Annotated in this window: 18 protein-coding genes and 3 pseudogenes; 17 read left to right on the top strand and 4 right to left on the bottom strand. The window is 58.8% G+C overall.

All coding sequences use genetic code 11. From position 1 onward, the window contains the following. From DP107_RS11625 to DP107_RS11660, 7 genes and pseudogenes are all read left to right on the top strand, one after another. Positions 1-143 (top strand): annotated as a pseudogene (locus DP107_RS11625) (IS630 family transposase); the annotation flags it as partial. A 334-nt stretch (positions 144-477) separates the two neighbouring features. Further along, a complete protein-coding gene (locus DP107_RS11635) occupies positions 478-1,305 on the top strand; it encodes a hypothetical protein (protein WP_144262334.1) in 828 nt (275 codons plus the stop codon). 1,042 nt (positions 1,306-2,347) lie between these two features. Next, the gene (locus DP107_RS11640) at positions 2,348-2,944 is read left to right on the top strand and encodes a type IV pilin (protein ID WP_144262335.1); all 597 of its coding nucleotides are present in this window, start codon (positions 2,348-2,350) and stop codon (positions 2,942-2,944) included. Positions 2,945-3,264: 320 nt separating this feature from the next. Next, complete coding sequence (locus DP107_RS11645) at positions 3,265-3,861, top strand: site-specific integrase (RefSeq protein ID WP_144262336.1); 597 nt, start codon at positions 3,265-3,267, stop codon at positions 3,859-3,861. A gap of 156 nt (positions 3,862-4,017) precedes the next feature. Beyond that, a complete protein-coding gene (locus DP107_RS11650; RefSeq protein ID WP_144262337.1) occupies positions 4,018-4,368 on the top strand; it encodes a hypothetical protein in 351 nt (116 codons plus the stop codon). 32 nt (positions 4,369-4,400) lie between these two features. Next, positions 4,401-4,958 carry a recombinase family protein gene (locus tag DP107_RS11655; protein WP_185977278.1) on the top strand — a complete coding sequence of 186 codons (558 nt, stop codon included), beginning with the start codon at positions 4,401-4,403 and terminating at the stop codon, positions 4,956-4,958. A 287-nt stretch (positions 4,959-5,245) separates the two neighbouring features. After that, positions 5,246-5,512, top strand: coding sequence for a hypothetical protein (locus DP107_RS11660; protein WP_144262339.1), 267 nt, complete (start codon positions 5,246-5,248; stop codon positions 5,510-5,512). 304 nt (positions 5,513-5,816) lie between these two features. Here the strand turns inward: DP107_RS11660 and DP107_RS11665 are convergent, their stop codons facing one another. Genes DP107_RS11665 through DP107_RS11675 form a run of 3 tightly spaced genes read right to left on the bottom strand, consistent with a single transcriptional unit; the run spans position 5,817 to position 10,220 of the window. Further along, a complete protein-coding gene (locus DP107_RS11665; RefSeq protein WP_144262340.1) occupies positions 5,817-6,233 on the bottom strand; it encodes a universal stress protein in 417 nt (138 codons plus the stop codon). Continuing rightward, the gene (locus tag DP107_RS11670) at positions 6,226-8,523 is read right to left on the bottom strand and encodes an efflux RND transporter permease subunit (RefSeq protein ID WP_144262341.1); all 2,298 of its coding nucleotides are present in this window, start codon (positions 8,521-8,523) and stop codon (positions 6,226-6,228) included. Before DP107_RS11670 ends, DP107_RS11665 begins: the two co-directional genes overlap by 8 nt. Positions 8,524-8,525: 2 nt before the next feature. Next, a complete protein-coding gene (locus DP107_RS11675; protein ID WP_238330865.1) occupies positions 8,526-10,220 on the bottom strand; it encodes a COG1361 S-layer family protein in 1,695 nt (564 codons plus the stop codon). A gap of 69 nt (positions 10,221-10,289) precedes the next feature. On the opposite strand from DP107_RS11675, the gene DP107_RS11680 reads away from it, so the two are divergent. From DP107_RS11680 to DP107_RS20085, 6 genes are all read left to right on the top strand, one after another. Continuing rightward, positions 10,290-10,493 (top strand): TetR/AcrR family transcriptional regulator, encoded by a 204-nt coding sequence (locus DP107_RS11680; RefSeq protein ID WP_144262343.1) that lies wholly within the window; start codon positions 10,290-10,292, stop codon positions 10,491-10,493. 69 nt (positions 10,494-10,562) lie between these two features. Next, positions 10,563-11,378: an IS5 family transposase gene (locus DP107_RS11685; protein ID WP_144262344.1), complete on the top strand. Its 816-nt coding sequence runs from the start codon at positions 10,563-10,565 to the stop codon at positions 11,376-11,378. A 195-nt stretch (positions 11,379-11,573) separates the two neighbouring features. After that, positions 11,574-12,047 carry a DUF6610 family protein gene (locus DP107_RS20080; RefSeq protein ID WP_185977279.1) on the top strand — a complete coding sequence of 158 codons (474 nt, stop codon included), beginning with the start codon at positions 11,574-11,576 and terminating at the stop codon, positions 12,045-12,047. A gap of 31 nt (positions 12,048-12,078) precedes the next feature. Next, positions 12,079-14,298 (top strand): hypothetical protein, encoded by a 2,220-nt coding sequence (locus DP107_RS11690; RefSeq protein ID WP_238330866.1) that lies wholly within the window; start codon positions 12,079-12,081, stop codon positions 14,296-14,298. A 278-nt stretch (positions 14,299-14,576) separates the two neighbouring features. Then, complete coding sequence (locus DP107_RS11695) at positions 14,577-14,810, top strand: hypothetical protein (protein WP_144262346.1); 234 nt, start codon at positions 14,577-14,579, stop codon at positions 14,808-14,810. A gap of 11 nt (positions 14,811-14,821) precedes the next feature. Beyond that, a complete protein-coding gene (locus DP107_RS20085; RefSeq protein ID WP_185977281.1) occupies positions 14,822-14,983 on the top strand; it encodes a hypothetical protein in 162 nt (53 codons plus the stop codon). On the opposite strand, the pseudogene tnpA reads toward DP107_RS20085, so the two are convergent. Beyond that, positions 14,980-15,432 (bottom strand): annotated as a pseudogene (tnpA, locus tag DP107_RS11700) (IS200/IS605 family transposase). The gene DP107_RS20085 and the pseudogene tnpA overlap by 4 nt on opposite strands. A gap of 53 nt (positions 15,433-15,485) precedes the next feature. Here tnpA and DP107_RS11705 point away from each other — a divergent pair. From DP107_RS11705 to DP107_RS20785, 4 genes and pseudogenes are all read left to right on the top strand, one after another. Continuing rightward, positions 15,486-15,641, top strand: a complete 156-nt coding sequence (locus DP107_RS11705; RefSeq protein ID WP_144262347.1) for a DUF2080 family transposase-associated protein — start codon at positions 15,486-15,488, stop codon at positions 15,639-15,641. Further along, a complete protein-coding gene (locus DP107_RS11710) occupies positions 15,634-16,206 on the top strand; it encodes a hypothetical protein (RefSeq protein WP_144262348.1) in 573 nt (190 codons plus the stop codon). The genes DP107_RS11705 and DP107_RS11710 overlap by 8 nt, the downstream gene beginning before the upstream one ends. Continuing rightward, positions 16,203-17,474: an RNA-guided endonuclease InsQ/TnpB family protein gene (locus tag DP107_RS11715; RefSeq protein WP_144262349.1), complete on the top strand. Its 1,272-nt coding sequence runs from the start codon at positions 16,203-16,205 to the stop codon at positions 17,472-17,474. Before DP107_RS11710 ends, DP107_RS11715 begins: the two co-directional genes overlap by 4 nt. Then, positions 17,449-17,642, top strand: a pseudogene (locus DP107_RS20785) (hypothetical protein); the annotation flags it as partial. The gene DP107_RS11715 and the pseudogene DP107_RS20785, both read left to right, overlap by 26 nt.

Below are 17,642 nucleotides of genomic sequence, written 5' to 3' on the forward strand. Positions count from 1 at the left end.
AGTTGAATCCTGTCGAGGAGTGCTGGAGACAACTGCAAGCGGCTCTCAGCAACCGCTTTTTCGACTCACTCGACGAGCTAACAACGGCGATCGACACTGCTCTCGAGGAACTGTCTCTTCCCAAAGTGAGTAATTACTTCTAAAGTTTACTATAGTTTGAATGCATCCGTGAACGGGGCAGCGACTGACGGCGGCAGCGTTAGCGATGCTAACTACGGCGGAACAAGTCTCTTTGGAACGAGTGGTGATATTTCAGCTGGCTCGAGTGAAACTGTCGATCTTACGTTCTTCAAAGACAGTTCTGGAAACCCTTACAGTCTCGGATCCGGTACCGCAGAGCTTGACCTCTCCGAGGCGACGGTTCGCGTCGTCTTCCAGCGTGGGAGCGACAGCTCGGCCACGCTCGGCAAGTTCGAGGGACCGGACGCATAGAACAGCTGCCCACTTGCTCTTTTTTGACGCTGATTAGCCCTGACTATGCTCTCCGACCGCCCCACCCGAGCCGAAGCCCTCGCCAACACCTACGCTACGATCGATGGCCGCACGGGCTGGGCCCGCGTCCAACAGTACCAGCGCGTGCTGGAATACCGGGGCGACCACCCCGAGGCTGGGTCCCAAGCCGTCGCCACCGCCCTCGACCTGCCCCGGAGCCGCATCCGGCCATGGTTCAGTGGCGCGAAACCCGACCCGGTCCATGCGATCCAGACGGCTGAAGCCAACGACTGGCTGGACACCCGGCCGGGCGAGCGGACGTTCGAGGCTCTGAGCGTGCTGACGGCGTGGCTGTTCGCGGGGGGCAGCCTCGGCGCAGCGCAGTTCGTCCCTCTGTTTGCCGTCGGCGACGACGACCCACGAAGCCTCGCCGAGAGCGCCCTGCAGGCCGTCGGAACGGGGGCTCAGTGCCACCGGGCCGACACCGACGACCGGGCCACCGAGTTGCGGCCAGCCGCACACGCGAGCCATCTGGGCCGCTTTCTGCACGCTGTCATGGGGGCGCCGCTCGGACAGAAAGCCGAGCAACCGGCCCTCGCGCTCCCGGGGTGGCTTGAGACGGTCGGCGCGTCAACGCAGCTCCGATGGGCCCGAACCTACGTCACCGTTCGAGGGACCGCGGCCGACCCGGCCCACGGCTACGACTGCCACCTGCGCGAAGCGCGCCCGGAGTCGTATCTGGCTGGGCTCGGCCGCCTGTTCCAGTCGCTGGCCCCGCCGGAGACGGTCACGACCGGCAAGCAGACGGTTCGGCTTCGCCCGGCGGCGACGCGCGAACTCAATACGGTTCCGGGCTTGCCGCCTCCCTCCTAAGCAATCGGGAGAGAGCTGGACGGAGAGCGGGCGAGGTTTCAGCCTCGGGGAGCCCCTGCGCGGTCGGCTCACCCGCGCGCGCTGTTGGCGGCTCCGGTGGCGACCGTCGGGGCGACAGCGTGCAGTCGCCTCTCCGTCTATAGAGAACAATCCCATGGGAGCGCCGAGACGCCGGTTTCTACGTCAGAGACCGGCTAAACCGCCGGTTCGGGGACGTGAGGGTGGGGGTTCGGGGCGGCCCGACCCGGCTTCGAGGGCGTCATACGGCGGGGCAGTCCTCCGAACGGGACCGAACACCGGCCGAGCGTTCGCCCTCTGCGCCACCTCCCGGGTGCGGGGTGAAATAAAGGGCGAACATCGGCGAACGCTTGCCGAGCGTTTACCCTCTACACCACCCCCCGGGTGCGGGTTGAAATAAAAGGTAAACATCGGTAAACGCTCGGCGGTCTTGACCAACACATCAACTAACTGCATTTCGAGCAGGGACGCCGCTCGCTTACGACCTCGGGCACATCACCTTGCTGTATATTGATTGAGTACGATTCAATTCTGCCCCCCCGGCGCTGTATTTTTTGACAGTTCCTATTAGTATGGTAGCAGTATGCCTTCCCAGTTTTTACGAGATATACCGTTTTTCTGGCCATGGTAACACGTCTTACAGGGGGAACTTCACATTAATCCCTATTCTCCTAAACAGAATCCCCCGTTCTGCACATCTCGGGGGGCTGGCCCCAAATCCACGACATTTCAATCGAGATAAAAATACAGGGGACACTATAGTAGAATCCGGAAGTGTTTGCAGAGCAGCCTGCCGAAAACGGGTTCGTGTCGTCGGTTCTCGGAGATGCGGGGAGGGACGTGTGCAGATACTTCTGGAGATTACTATAGACGTGACCGTTTTGGAGGACAACTCGTGTCCGGAGAGACGGGCGATTCTCCCTATTGTCTCGGTACCTGACAGTATGAGCGTGACCGATACAGAGGATCAAGTCAGCACGAGCAAACCAGTGATTGTATTACTCAGTAGCGGATAAACATAAGCATGAGTCGGCAGGATCGTGCTGTCACACCTGTTATTTCGACTATTCTTCTGGTCGCAATTGTCGTTATTTTAGCCGCAGTAATTTCTGTGCCTTCCTTTGGTGTTGCAGCGGATCTCCGCGAGCCTGCGCCGAACGTCGCGGATACAACTGGTGAGTTTGTTGTTGGTTCAGATGTTGATGAGCAGGTTGTTCGGATTACACACGTTGCTGGCGATGATGTTGATATCTCAAACGTAGAAATCATTATCCGCATATCTGGTCCAGATGTAAACACAGAAGCGCGATTAGTTGACCTCCCTGGTGATGGCTCTTTTGACCGAACACTTGCCGACAAAAATGTAAAAAAGGAGGATAATATAAATTTGATCAACCAGGTCGGGCCTGCATTCGGTCAGGCATATGAAGGCGACCAGGTGATTGTAGTGGATGATGATAATACGTGGAGTGCAGGCGACACAATTCAATTTAGCCTGAATGGCGACGCTGCTAATTTTGATGAATCGCCAGATCCAGGTGTTGATGCTGACACGCTTGAAATAACTATTGTGCACACGCCGTCGAATTCAATTCTTGCTGAGCACACGTTCACTCCGTAGTAGTGGTAACTGGTGGGCCGGATTACACCAGTTACTCGTTGGCGGAATACGTGACACGACAGGCTATGACGGCGGACTTCCGAGGCGATACTCGGGCTACATGTATTTGCCGACTGGTTGAGCACACAACTCGCGGTCAGTCAAGCTACTAACTACGAACTCAGACCGCATGAGATTGAATTAAACCCGCTGCCGGGCGCCCCCAGAGTAATCGGGTTGTGGGTCAACCCGGCCACAACCACCACAAAGCCCCCCGCTATCGACGTGTAATCGCCGGTCATGCCGGTGCCTTCTAGTCGCGTTGTCTTGTACATCCGTGCATGGTCCGCGTCGACGACTCCGGCGACATCACGAAATGCTGGCTCGACACCGACGAGATCAGCCGACTCGCAGAGGCCGCCGCTCGCAACGACTGGGAGCGCGAACTCGCCATCCAGTTGATGGCTCGTTGCGGCCTCCGGGCCTCGGAGGTGGCCTATCCCGGCGACGCCGAGCTCCGGTACAGCGACGACGCCGACGGCTGGCTGCTTGAGGTCCGAGGCAAGAACACCAAAGGCGGCGACCCGACCGTCCGCGACGCCTGGATGCCCGACCCCGTCGAGGCCAACGTCCGCCGGTTCGCTCGCGAGCGCGACCGCGCCACTAGCGAGGCCTGGGTCCAGGCCTCGACCTCCTCGATTCGGCGCTGGGTCCGCGAAGCCGCCGCGCACGTCGCCGAAGCCGACCCGCAGGCCGACCGCTGGCGCGCTGTGTCCAGCCACGACCTCCGGCGCTCGTGGGCCACCCATCACCTCGTCGAACGCCAAGTCGACGTCCGCACCATGATGGCCATCGGCGGCTGGAGCGACTACTCCGCCATCGAACCCTACCTCGCCGAACCCACCGAGGCCCGCATCGGCGACGCCATGCGCGGCTGAGGCTTACACCAGGCGCGCCGGAATAGCGTAGGAACGCGCGCGGCAGGCCAGGAGCCCACCCAGACTGACGGGGGCACGGCGGCTTAGTACTAACTGCTACGCCAAAGGGCAGTAGAGTCCCCTCAAGCCTTTGTTTATCCCATCCTCACCACCACCATGAGCCCGAACAAGCGGATGGAGTCGTTGCCAGAGAGACCGCTTCACGATGAGGAACTCGCCCCGCTGCTCGCGAAGGACGACGTCGAGGAGGTGTGGGTGCCCGACCACCGCCCGCGGTCGGTCGCGACCGGCGGCGGAGCGATACAGCACTCGGGCGATATCATGAAAATCTGGATGGAGTTCTCGGACCGGTACGTGGCGATTGAGTTCTTCTCACCCGACCACGGCAGTGGGCTCGCCTGGTATCAGTCGCTCCCAACGCACAAAGACGAAGATATCGCCGAGATATTCGACCACACCCTCGACGACTTCGAGCGGCTCTCAGAGAAGGTGAACCCTCGAAGCTAAATCATATTCACGTCGTCGTCCGGTCCGAGAACGTGGACCAGGGCGTTCTCGTCGGCGTTCGACTCACCGCCCCCGATGGGCCGGACGCCCTCGGCTTCCAAGTCCTCCTCGAGGACGTCGAGGCCGGCCACTACGATGCCCTCGTCGTGTACGAGGGCTCGCGGGTCGCTCGCTCCATCCGGGATCTCTCCCGGACCGTCGACCGGGGCCGTGACGCCGGCACCGAGCTCCACATCGTCAGCGAGGGCCTGGTCGTCCAGCCCGACGACGAGAACCCATATCAGACCGCGCTGTTCCAACTGCTCGGCGTGTTCGCCAAACTGGAGGCGAAGATCAAACGGCAGAACATCAGCGAGGGCATCGCCGCTCGCCAGGAGAACGAAGAGTATCACCACGGCCCGGCGCCGCTCGAGTTCGAGAAAGCCAACGGCCAACTCGTCGAGGCCGGGGACTACCAGCGCGTCGTCGAGGGTCTCGATCGTGTCGCTCGCGGCGATCTCTCGCAGCGCCAGGCCGCCACGGAACTGGACACATTGTGCCGGACGGTCCAGCGGTCCTTCGAGGAGCGGAGTGAACTGTACAGGTTGTGAGTCTCGGCGCGCTAAGTGTCGTCGTTCGCTGTTCTACAGGGGAGTAACAGGCTATTCGTACAGGCTGTAGAAGGACCCTGTACGTACAGGCTGTAACAGGCTGTAAACCACATCGCGCGATACCGACCGGCTCCAGGCCGCTGCGTCCGACGCGTGGCGTACGTCTGACGGGGAGTGATGCGTCCGCGGTGTACCCTGATGCACAGGACCATCGGTGGTGCTGCTGTCCGGTACGAGCGCGCACCGCCGACGCTCGCCGATGCACCACCACGCACCACACCTACACCGTGCCCCGATTCAGCATCACCGTCCCCGACAACCTCGTCCAGGCGTACGAGCGCGTTGACGACCTGGAGGCCGAGGTCGAGGAGCTCCGGGAACGGCTCGACAGCCGCGCCGATCGCATCGACCAACTCGAGGAGCAGCTCGCTCGCCGCTCGCAGGTCGAGGGGAAGGTCGACATCCTCGCCGAGCGCGTCGAAGATCGCGAGCGGGCCGCCGATGCCCCGTTCTTCGTCCGGTGGGCGCGGTGGTTCCGGAGCGACGACGGCTGACTCCTCGCGCCCCCGCGTCATGGATAGGGCAGACGGCCCTCTTTTGTCTCTGTGGCACTGGGGGCGCTATCTCACGGCTTCGCTACTGTCGGGTGTTCCCCCCAGTCGCGGGGCGAAATTGGGTGGACACCCGCCCGTTCATTCGGTGGGCGCATGGCTTCAGTGGCGACGGCGGCCGGCTTCCGCGCGCCCGCCTGTCAGATCCACGCGACCGGCTGAGTCGATTCAAATCGGAGCGAACAGGTTCAGTCTGAGAGTCTACAGGGGGGTCGTATCAAATTTATTAGGGGAAATATAATATTGCTCAGCGAACGATAGTAACAGGGATTGAGGTACTCCGCATCACCTGCTCGGCGACACTGCCGACAAGTAATCGCTGAACCCCGCTTCGACCGTGACTGCCCATCACAATCTGATCAGCGTCAACAGCGTCTGCAATTCCGGTGATTTGCTCACTCGGGCTGCCAACAGTTACCCGTGTATCGGTGCTGCCGGGGTCGGAGAGGCGATTACAGTGTGTTGTGAGAAGGTCCTTGGCCTGGTTTCGAGCTTGTACTTCCCAGTTTCCGCTGGTGTTGCCATCATATGCCGCGAACCCCGACACCGGGTCAATCACTGTAAGCAGCACAATATCCGCCTCGGGAAACACAGCATCGGTATAGCGAACGGCTTCAACTGATTGGTCGGAGCCATCGACTGGAATGAGGACTGTGTCAATCATCGGATTTGCTCACTCGTTCTGCGGAGGGTTGTGAACGACGGTGCCAAAGGGCCCAAACTGTATCCGAGAGGCGGCCCAGAACTATTAGGGTCGGTGGGAGTGTCGCCAGCGCCGCAACGAGCGTGAGGAAAATTACTCCAACGGTTAGTGACCCGAAATCAGCAAGGATCGGGAACGGCGAGAGCGTGAGAGCAGAGAACCCGAACACGGTCGTTAACCCTGAAACGGTAATTGCCTTTCCGACTCTGGCCCCAGCGGTTTCAATTGCATCGAGGCGTGACACCCCCTGCTGGCCTGTCTCCTCGAAGTATCGCTCCATCACGATGACCGTGTACTCGGCACCGATACCGACAGAGAGTGCCCCAAGCGAGGCCCCCAGCGGGGACACAGGAATCGAGAACACGAGCATGTAGAGATTCTGCCAGCCCACCACGAACAGCATCGGGATGAGCGGAGCTACCGCGCGGAGGAGGTTCCGGTAGTAGAGAAGTAACGCTCCAAAGACGAAGATGAATCCGAGTGCCGTTGTGACGTTTCGGTCCTCGATTTGCGTGACAGTCGATGGCGTTGACACCGCTGCCTGGCCAGTCAACTCCGCGTCGACCCCTGACGGCGAGTTTGTCAGTGTGAGTAATGTTTCCACGTTCTCGAAGAACGAGAGCTGCTGCTCCGTATTCATGTTTTGAGCGCCAATAACACGAATGTGGGCATATCCATCTTGGTAGTACCGCGTTTTTTGTGCTTCGGGTATGCGCGCCAACGTGCGCTCAACACCCCGCTCGGTCTGTGGGAGCGACCCGCCATTGTACGATTTTATTAGCGTCGCTGGTGTCTCCACACCAGTTATTGATGGCTTGCCTTCGGCCGTGGTGCGGAATCGTTCCATCCAGCGTAACGTCTCTGGATTCCGCAACTCTGAGCCTCGAACGAGAACATCGAACTGGACACTTTCGCCACCACCAGAGGCGGACCGGAACTGCTGGAGATCAACGTATGCGGGGAGGTCTTGAGGAATGAACTCTTCTGTGTCTGCGAGCGTGGTCAGGTCAGAACTCGCGTAGAACCCACCACTCATGAGCAGCGCTGCAATCCCCAGTACAAGAAACGGGTGTGCAGCGAGTGTACGACTGGTCCGGCCAAGTGTCCGCCCGAGCATTCCAATCTCAGTCGACTCGTTCTGCATCTGGCCGGAATCCGGAGACGCCTGCGAGTCAGCTGGTGTCTCAGTGTGTTGTGATGCAGGCTCCCACCCACGGACGCGTACCCAGAGTGTCAGCAGTGGGAACAAGACAAGCAATCCTGCTAAGAACGTCAATAGAACCCCGAAGATAGAGGTCTGTGCGAACCAGACGAACGCTGGTGTTCCGACTGTTGAAATCCACGTCGCTCCAAAGCCCAGGGCAGCAGCACACATAGCAATAAACACCGGAGGCCCGACACCACCGAGAGCCAGAGGCAGCGCCTCACGTGGGGGGTGACGTTCAAGTTCTTCCTCAAATCGCTCGTGGAACTGAACGGAATAGTCGATTCCAAGCCCGATAAGAATCGGAAACACAGCACTGGTCAGTGTCGAGTTGGGGATGCCGGCGTATCCGATTGCACCGAAGGTCCAAATGACGCCAGTAAACACCGCGACAATCGGGAGGAGCCGAAGCTTGACGCCTCTAAATAAGAAAAACAGTGCGATTATCATCAGCCCCACCGCCAACCCGAGCAGTTGTTGCGTACTCTGTTGGATGAGCTGTGAGAGCTGTGACGAGAACGCCGCAGACCCTGTGATTGTCACTGAGACGCCACTCGGAAACGCAACCCACTGTTTCGCATCGACGGCTTTCGTGTAGACCGGCCGGGACTGTTGTTGTGTAAGGTCCGGCTCCAGAACAATCGTCACGAGCTCGGAGTCGGAAGCGCCTATCACCTGTTCGATTTTCGCTTGAGACGCCGGAATACGACCGTACTCTTCCTGCACCCGGTCTGCAGGACTCACGACCCGCTCGACGTTCTCGACGTCTGACATCCGCCGGTCGTACCGGGCAATGGCTCGCATTGTCGCCGGGTCAGTGACATCACCCCGAACGAGGGTTGCTACTGTTCCCCGGTCGAACCGCTCACTGAATGCATCGAGTGTGGGGTTCTCTCCGACGAATGCCCGGTCCCCAGTCACACTCTCAATCTGTGATGCTCCACCGGTGGCTGCCCCGATCAGCACAAGCGCACAGAGCAGCGTCAAAACGGGGTGCGCCTGGATCAGACGGCCAACCTCAGCGAAAGCTGTACGAAGCAGTCCCATAGCTATCGTCGAGTGTAGGTGAATACAGCACCGCCAACGATGGCAATAGCCGCGATTGCACCGATGGACAGGAGCGGAATGTCTCCTCCGTCGGACGCTCGGACCGGCACACCGATACTCAGTGAGCCGGTAAACCGAGTGTCACCATCTGGCTCCTCGTATCGAACTTCCACTGCCGAACTATACTGCTTCGGGAGGGCAGACCCTGCAGCACTCACCCGGAAGGTGGCGGTCGTCGTCTCGCCGGGCTCAAGCGTTCCGAGATATGCGCCGTCATCTGACGACGACAGTGGGTCGCTCATGAACACCTTTGCATTCGCGTTCTTGACTGGGTCTGTTCCCGTGTATCGCAACCGCACATCTAACTGTGCACTGCCACCGGGCGTGACTGACGTGTTCGTCTCGATGACTTGGAACCGGTCTTGCTCTTCGCCAACACTGAGCCGCTGGCGCAGCGGTGATGTTGGTTGTAGCACATCACCATCATTGTTCTCGTATTCGATGCCGAACGGAACGGAGATTGAGCCAGCCTCCGCCTCATCAGGGATCGCGACCGTGAATTCTACCAGTGCTGACTCCCCTGGCTCAAGGCTTCCGACAGCAGCTTCGCCGCTAACGGTCGAAACCGGCAATTGCTGTTGTTCAGCAATCCGCACCACCACGCCCTCTGCAGTACCCGGGCCTCCGTTGGTTAATGTCGCTCGGATTCTGGCCTCGGGTTCATCAACTCGGAAGTTGTCTGTTGTCACATTCCTCAGAGAAAATGTCCGGTCGGATTCAACTGTCAGACTTGTCCGTAGTGGGTTGGCCTGCTCTGTGATACCATTCGAGTTTTCATACTCAGTCACAATCGATATTGGATAGGTACCTGGCGAGACACCCTCAGTAGCCCCGACACTGACGCTGAATTCCCGCTGTTCACCCGGAGCAAGTGAGGTAGTAGTCCGTGATGTCTGTGCAGCTGGGTTAGATGGTTGTCCAAAGAACACTCCAGCTGCCGAGGAAGAGAACTGCAGGCGGACATCTGTCGCCTCACGGGTTCCTCGATTTTGGAGAGTGAATTCTATCTCCCCGTTATCACCGGCAACAATCTGTGGGTCCGTTGTGAATTCCAGGTTCCCGTTATCATCGGCAACAGTTCGTGGGTCCGTTCTGGAGGTAATCGCAAACTGTGGTTTGTCTTCGACGCGGAGAGTGATATACTGGATTTCGTCACTACTGCTACTCTGCCGGTCTGGGCGCTCGAACGGTCCGTACGACACAGACCGAGTGTAGCTGTATTCAACACGGACTGGAATACGGTATGTCCCTGGTTCTGCGTCACCGACTTCCGCTCGGAATTCTATTGGAATAGACTCACCGTCGGGGAATGTCCCAATGGTCTGCGTCCCCGACTTAATATCGATCGGTCCGTCGATTCGCTCCCCTAAAATCCGGACCCGGACATTCTTTGCTGTCGTTACTTCCCGCTCAAAGTTGGCCCGTCCACCAAGATCTACCTCACCATCGTTGGTCAGACGAACACGGATTGACTGCGAGGAAGTCGCTTCCACCTCTGGTTCAGGCGCCGTCACCGTAATATCGGGATTTCCATTAACAAGCGTATCGGCTGCCACCGGCGCTGATGCGCCAATAAGCATGGCTACGACAATCACGACGAGAACTCCTTTCGAGACGTAGGAGGAATTCCCTGACACGTGCCTACCAACCATTCGGTAAGATTTAGCCCTTGCGAATTATATCTCTTGCCAACGGGGGATCAGTATATGAAGAAAAGCGACATCTTCGCTGAAGTCGAGGGAACCCGCGAGCGAATCCTTCGAGCAGCACTCAGTGTGCTTCAGGAGAGAGGATATGAGGGCTTATCAATGGCAGCTATCGCTGAGGAGGCCGGAATTGAAAAGGCCTCAATATACCACCACTATTCTAACAAAGACGAACTGCTGTTGCCCCGTTTTAGCACCGATTAACGACAGTCTCAGCCGCTTCATCGCCGATATTCCATCAGATTAAGTGGGAAATGGACGCCGTCTGGCGATATGGCATCGCTCAGACGGCTTGCATGGATGTGTCGAAACCTTGCCAAACAGCATGTTGACGATCCAGATGTACCCGCCGCGCCGGATGGCGCGGACGGGTACGCCCAATGGACTCAGATCGCGTTGATTCTGTTCCGTGTCGAATTGGAAAAGAGCTTCCGAGAGACGGAAGATTACCTCAACGAGATGCCCGGCATTCTCGCCGTGTTTGACCTCGACGAGGCACCGCACTACAGTTCGTTTTGTCGGTGGGAAAACGAGTACCGGATGTGTGAACTCCGCCGCCTGCTCCGCCGAAGCGCGGAGCAGGCGGGCTGGAGTGGCGAAGCCGCGATTGACGCGAGTGGCTTCCAGCGCGATCAAACCAGCTACCACTACCGTGATCGCGCGAACTACTCGCTCCAGTCGATGAAGACCACGATCTTGATCGATGTGAACTCACTAGCGATCAAAGACGTTCATTTCACGACGCAGAAGGCGTGGGACGGCCATATTGGGATGCAGGTCTTCCGCCGGAACGCGGAAGACCTGCGGATTCTGTCTGCCGACGCGAATTACTCATGGAGCGACCTCCGCGAGGAGTGTCGCTCCGAATCAACGCGACCGTTGATCAAACACAGAGAACAGACCCCGTTGCAGAAGGCGCACAACGCCCGAATGAACGAGGACTACAACCAGCGCTGGATGAGTGAAACCGGCTTCTCGCAATTAAAGGAAGACGACGGCGAGAAGCTGCGCTCCCGGAGCTGGCACGGCCAGTTCCGGGAGCTGACGCGGAAGTGCATCGTACATAACCTGACGCAGGCGGCGAGTTAGGCCTCGCCGCCTGCTCCCTTTCTCCGGACGTATCCGGGAGAGGCATCGCCGTCGTCAGTGACACAACGAAACAAGATACTATAGTTTTGACCCTTCGACAACCGCCGTCAGTAACAGCTACTGCATCTTCTGATCGTAAGAACGCGCCTCTGACAGCTTGAGACTACAAACAATCGACCCTATCCCGTCGCCATCTTGCGTTCAACAAGGCAAAATATTATCGGTCTCGATTGGAACGGCCCGCAGGGTATCGCCTACAAGGGTGAATCATGGTCACGTGAGGGGTGGCAAGACGCTGACTTCCTCACCATCCGCGAAACCGTCCGTCGAAGCCTCCGCGAGATACGAGCATTCTGGGAAGAACGTGGAGTATGGCCCGCCGAGGGCACGACGCCAATCGAACGCCTCGGGCACGCCGTCAAAGAACCAGACGACCCGATCTGGGCTGCCAACGGTGGTGACCTCAGCGACCCCGATCCGCTCGGGTCACCCGATGAGTGGGCCGAACTCGTCGACTACGAGGACGAGGACGGACCCTACCCCATCGAACAGGCCATTGTCGTCACCTACGAAGACGGTCGTACCCTCGCGTATCGAACTCAGACTGAGCGCGACTACGTCGAGTACCACGAAGGACTCTGGGACAAGGTCGTGGATCAACGGGCGTGACGGTCGCCGGGGCCCTACGTTACAGTCCGAATTGTCGGTGTCCGCGTGTAGCGTAGGACTCGATTTGTCTGGCCCCCGCGCAGCGGAGGCCCACAGAATGTCCTCACCACCACCAACCGACGCTAGTAGCAACAACGACATGACGAACCCAATCGAGGAGTTCCAGGACGACAGACCCCAGCAGGATCAGCTCGTCGAGAGCAGCGCCCGGGCGTCGGCCAACACTGACAGCCGGATCGACGAAGGCGGGAGTGACGAGTTCGTCGACGACCGACCCGACGTGTGCAACTCGACGGAAGACACCGGCAAGCAGGCCTCCCTCGTTCCCGAGGTGATCGAAGACGAGACCGATCGCACCGGCAGCCAGCCGACTGAGGACCCGGAGTACCTTGACGGCGGGACCCAGGAGAGCGCACTCGACGCGCTGGCTGATGGCTCTTGGAACCCCTCCACGATTTCCCGAGCTTTCGATGTCACTGGGAACGTCGCCAACTCAATCATGGAGATGGGGTCAGACGCCAGCCACGTCCTGAAAGTCGAGGACAACACGGGCGACCTGACGGAGTGGCCGGGGATCGGGGACGCTTCGGCCAGCTCGATCCGGTCGACGATCCCGCTGTTGAAGTCCCGGGGAATCACCCGCTACGGTCTCCCCCTCAGCGACGACGATGACCAGGCGACCGAGCACACCGGCGGCGACATCAGCCTTGACGACGACCTCCAGGAGAGCTACGGCCGCCACGATCGGATCGCTCCCGAGACTGGAGAGCTTGCCCGCTGGGAGAACTCCGACGGCCACGCCCTCTGGGTCACCTACGACACGACCGTCCCTGAGCACCGGGCCTACTCCGTTGAGTCCGACTGGGGCGCCGTGAAGCTCGATATCGGTCCTGACGAGGTCGATGGGTGGGTCGCCAACCTTGCCGATCGAGCCGACACTATGGTCGACGACGACTCGAGCGGCGGTCGGGACGAGTGGGCCGACGCCGTCGAGTACCTCCGGGAGTTCTACGGTGACACCTACGACGACCGAATCACTCTTTCAACTGATCTGATGGACCACGGGACCGAGGAAGGGCTCGACGTCCCGCAATCGGTCGGGGGCGAAGCGGTGACGCAACCGCTGATACGCTACCAGGACATCCCACCGGAAGACGCCTGGACCCAGATTATGAACAGTGTCGGTCAGCGCGAGGCCGACCAAATCCGCGAGCTGCTCGTCTCCTTTGCGGCGGCCGAGAGAGAGACCGGCGCCGATGTCGACGAAGATGCCGACGACTTGGAAGGCGTCGAGAGTGTGACCGAACAGACGGTTATGGAGGGGATCGTCGGGTCTCTGGACGTTCCTGAGCCCTGGATGATCGTCGACGCGCATGAGGACGCCGAGCAGGAGCCCTCGATCCTGGTCGAGCACCCGGACGGCTATCTGGCCGAAATATGGCTCCGGGGCGAAGACGTCTCCTCCGGCGTCGGCAAGTGGGACGTCGAGTACGTCGACCCGGTGGGGACCCGGCGGGACGGGAGCGGGCAGTTCCACGAGAGCGCCCAGGACGCGCTCGACGAACTCGTTCCGCACATCAAGGAGGTTCGGGCCGAGGAGCGCGACCGGGCCGAACAGCAGGCCGAGCAGGAAGATATCGACTGGCCTGAAACAATCGGGCGCTTTCGGCTCCGGGAGCAGACCGTGAGTGACACCCATGCCGAGTATCGGACTGACTATCTGGCGGGCTACGGTATACTGGGGACCAAGCGACGGGAGCGGTCGGAGGGCATCCGTTTCTACGACGACACCCGGAAGTACCACTTCATGGATGAGACCTACGCCCGGAAGAAGACCGCAATCGAGACAGCCGAGGAGAAGCTCACGGACCTGACGGAGACACTCGATGAGCGGGAGGACGCGGTGATCGAGCAGAACGATATCCCCGACCACGTTCTCCCCCACCGCTACCGGGGCGATCTCGACGACCAGGACAGCGGCAGTGACGATGTACCGGATAGCAAACCCCGTCAGATGGGTGTCTCACCTGATGACACCGACCAACTCACCGTCGATATTCGCTTCGCCACCGAAGGCATTAGCGCCTCGGTCTACGCCATCTCCGAGACACCCAACCGAACCGATCTCCTCGAAGAAGCCTGGTACACCTGGACCGAGGTGGACGAACTCACCACGGATACGGAGAGTCACATCATATTCGAGATTCCCGTGCAGCACTCCCAAAACGAGAACGAGGACGCGGCGGACTAACTCGTGCTCGCATGCGTCTTTAGTTAAGTCCAGTAGTAATATTCTTCTTGAAATTATGTCTCTCAGTATTCACAGAGAGAAATCCAAAGCTGAGGCTCTTTCCCTCTCAAGATTGAGCAATACGTGTCTGTCGCAAACGGTGATTTCTGGCCGTAGCCGGTCTAGCTCGGCGCTATTTGGCCGGAAAACACTTCTCACCAGTATTCCTGAGAGTATTAACTAAAGACGCATGCTCGTGCTCGTTTGTCGGGCCCCCGCGCGGTGGAGGCCCACTCAAAATGGAATCCACCACAGACGACAATATCGCCGGACAGCGCATCGTCGAGGTCCGTGCAATGACCAACGAAGAAGTTGAACGCGAAGGCTGGCAAGCCCACGATTGGCAATCGACAGTCGTTCTCGAACTCGAGTCCGGGACGATCCTCTATCCATTTACTGATCCCGAAGGAAACGCTCCTGGCGCGATATTCGGCATCGACGCCGACGATACCGCATTCGCCCTCTACCCCTGACCAAATTCATCATGCATATGCTCATCAGAGTCGTCTCCGAAGCCTACGACGCCGAAGACGCGACCGGCATCGCCCACGGCCTCTTTGAGGGCGTTGACGCGCCGCTCTACAGGCGGAGCAGGCCGAGTGCCTCGGGGCTTGACCCCAAGGGTGAAGGCCGTACGCTCTGCTAAACGTGTTCCGTGCGGTCGATATACTGCTCAATCGTGTCTGTCGAAACGTCGCCTGCCGTCCCAACGTAGTACGATTCCTCCCAGAACCCACCGCCCCACAGATACTCCTCCAAGAGCGACTCGTGCTGTTCCCACATCACTCGTGCCGTGATGCTCTTGACCGTTCGCACAATCTCGCTCGGGGCGTGCTTCGGATGTGCTGACAGAAACAGGTGTACGTGGTCAGGTGAGATGTGGAGTCGTTCGAGAGACGCGGTCTCTCGTGATCACGAAAATCTCTGATTTTCGGACGACGACAGTATCTCATAGCCGTACTCGTCACACACGTCGCGGAAACTCGCTTCCAACGAATCTTCAATTGGTTCGAGTATCGCGTGGCGGTATTTCGGGCACCACACGAAGTGGTAGTTGACGTTGTACACCGTGTGGTTCGACCGCTTCTCACCCATATCGAACCTTCAACACCAATACAATTGAGTATATCCAAAATATATACTTTAGTATGGTGAATCGCTTTGAAATAGACGGCGAGGAAGTTCTCGACGGTGAGGTCAAACCGTTCGGGAACAGTGCCCACGTCACCGTCCCTAAACGCTGGCGTGGGGCCGACGTGAAAGTCGTCCGAACCTCAGAACCCGACGGAGGAGATGATGAGTAGTAGTACGACAACCGAGTCTGCTCGAACTGCTTCCATCGTTCAGATACTCTGTGAGGCCGAGGGAAAGGACGTTGTTCTTCGGTTCGATGGGTCGATGAGTGCTCCCACGTCGAAATATGACGGGTCATCGTACCACCACGATACACTCCCCAAGGCAACCCTAAACGCAACTATATCGCGTGCCAGCATCGAAGACGAAGGGGAGACGCTCATGTGTTTTGCAAAAATCTCGCTGGACGAATTAGACCGGGTGGGGATCGACCCCTCCATCGTGTACACAGAGCCGGTTGATGAACAACCGGAATACTGTGTTGTGGACATTAATGCGTCCCGTCAGTGGTGGCTTGATGAGTACGAGGAATTGACGCGAGAGGAAGCAGAACAAGCAATCAACAACGGGCGTGAAGAAGAAGTTCTGCCGCCATGGGATGGCCTCCCCACCGTTACGGTCAACGTTGAACGCACCTTAGAGTGCCATGAAAAGTCGTATGATTCTGGATTTCATGTCCAATATGCCTCACCGACCCACGAAATCGGCCGGCTTATTGACGTTCGAATTAAATGACTACTAATCCCCTCGTCAAGACTCTGGACTTCCAACTCGACATTCAGAGTGGCAACGAGGGCCTGTTGTACGACGCCACACTTGAAGCCCGCTCGGTGTACAACGAGACCATCCGTCTCGCCAAAGAAGGTGTGAATTGGAATGCAATTCCTGACCGCGTGGCCGACGACGCCAACCTCGTGAAAAACACGACACAGCGCGTCGTCGCCAAGGCTCTCGGCGCGATGGAGAACCACTACGAGTACGACGACTTCGGACAGCCGAGTCACACCAAGGATGGCACGTACCCGCTTCGAGCCAACTACGAGGAAGGGTACAACCTGTCACTCACCGACGATGGTGACGTGGCGTTCCGCATCAGCGCGAAGCCGTACAATCACCTCAAGGGCGTCCTCGAAGGGAGTGAAGCCCACCTCGACATTCTCCAGACCGCACTCGAAAGCGACGAGTGGAAGATTGGGACGGCAGAAACCCTGTTCCACAACGAGAACGCCGAGTTGCACGTCAACGTCACCAATACCGAGCAGACCGTCCGAGACAAGCAGGACTCACGAACGGTCGTCGGTGTGGACGTGAACGAGGACAACGTAGCGTTGACCGCGCTCTCCGAGGGTGGCGTCGAGGACACGTTGGTTATCGATTTTCCCGAAATCAAGTTCGAGCGTCACCGCTACTTCACGATGCGAAAGCGCGTTCAGAACGCGGGGAAAGACAGCATTCACAACACGCTGGAAGGGCGTGAGGAACGGTTCGTCTGTGACCGACTCCACAAGGTGTCTCGACATATCGTGGGGTGGAGTCAACGGTTTGAGAAGCCGTGTATCGTCTTTGAAGACCTCAAAGAGATGCGCGACAGTATCGACTACGGCACGCGGATGAATCGGCGCTTGCACCACCTCCCGTTCCGTGCGCTCCAGTACTACACGTCGTACAAGGCGTCATTCAGAGGGATTCCGACTGCGTGGATTAACCCCGAGTACACCAGCCAGCGGTGTCCGATGTGCGGGCATACGGAGCGTGCGAACCGTAACAAGAAGCGGTTCAAGTGCCGAGACTGTGGGCATCAAGACCACAGCGACCGTGGTGCAAGCGTCAACATTGCCGTGAAAGGCGTGAAGAAACTCGATTGGAATGTGCCTGCTCTCAACAGCCTTCCCGTTGTTCGGAAGGTGCGACGGCAGGCATCGGGGGCCGTGGACGCCCCGACCGTGACCCACCCGACCGTTCGAGGCTATCAGGCCGATGGTCGAGTGGGAGTATCGGACTAACCCACGGGAAGCCTCGGGGCTTGACCCCGAGGCAGTTCACGATGCCCACCCTCATATCAGATACGAGGACGCCCTCGAACTCGCTGTAATCGTCGAGACACCACCTCTCGACTCGTCGACGGCAGAAGCCATCGAATACGTCGTCGCAGATATCTGCTCTCATCTCGA

Origin of the sequence: Haloglomus irregulare (assembly GCF_007421925.1) — an archaeon.
GTDB classification, from domain to species: domain Archaea; phylum Halobacteriota; class Halobacteria; order Halobacteriales; family Haloarculaceae; genus Haloglomus; species Haloglomus irregulare.

Bases quoted from the DNA above. Each gene is read 5' to 3' on its own strand.
- DP107_RS11645 (WP_144262336.1), top strand. From the start codon at position 3,265: ATGGTCCGCGTCGACGACTCCGGCGACATCACGAAATGCTGGCTCGAC.
- DP107_RS11710 (WP_144262348.1), top strand. From the start codon at position 15,634: ATGAGTAGTAGTACGACAACCGAGTCTGCTCGAACTGCTTCCATCGTT.
- DP107_RS11650 (WP_144262337.1), top strand. From the start codon at position 4,018: ATGAGCCCGAACAAGCGGATGGAGTCGTTGCCAGAGAGACCGCTTCAC.
- DP107_RS11640 (WP_144262335.1), top strand. From the start codon at position 2,348: ATGAGTCGGCAGGATCGTGCTGTCACACCTGTTATTTCGACTATTCTT.
- DP107_RS11695 (WP_144262346.1), top strand. From the start codon at position 14,577: ATGGAATCCACCACAGACGACAATATCGCCGGACAGCGCATCGTCGAG.
- DP107_RS11715 (WP_144262349.1), top strand. From the start codon at position 16,203: ATGACTACTAATCCCCTCGTCAAGACTCTGGACTTCCAACTCGACATT.
- DP107_RS11665 (WP_144262340.1), bottom strand. From the start codon at position 6,233: ATGATTGACACAGTCCTCATTCCAGTCGATGGCTCCGACCAATCAGTT.
- DP107_RS20085 (WP_185977281.1), top strand. From the start codon at position 14,822: ATGCATATGCTCATCAGAGTCGTCTCCGAAGCCTACGACGCCGAAGAC.
- DP107_RS11705 (WP_144262347.1), top strand. From the start codon at position 15,486: ATGGTGAATCGCTTTGAAATAGACGGCGAGGAAGTTCTCGACGGTGAG.
- DP107_RS11670 (WP_144262341.1), bottom strand. From the start codon at position 8,523: ATGGGACTGCTTCGTACAGCTTTCGCTGAGGTTGGCCGTCTGATCCAG.
- DP107_RS11635 (WP_144262334.1), top strand. From the start codon at position 478: ATGCTCTCCGACCGCCCCACCCGAGCCGAAGCCCTCGCCAACACCTAC.
- DP107_RS11685 (WP_144262344.1), top strand. From the start codon at position 10,563: ATGGCATCGCTCAGACGGCTTGCATGGATGTGTCGAAACCTTGCCAAA.
- DP107_RS11680 (WP_144262343.1), top strand. From the start codon at position 10,290: ATGAAGAAAAGCGACATCTTCGCTGAAGTCGAGGGAACCCGCGAGCGA.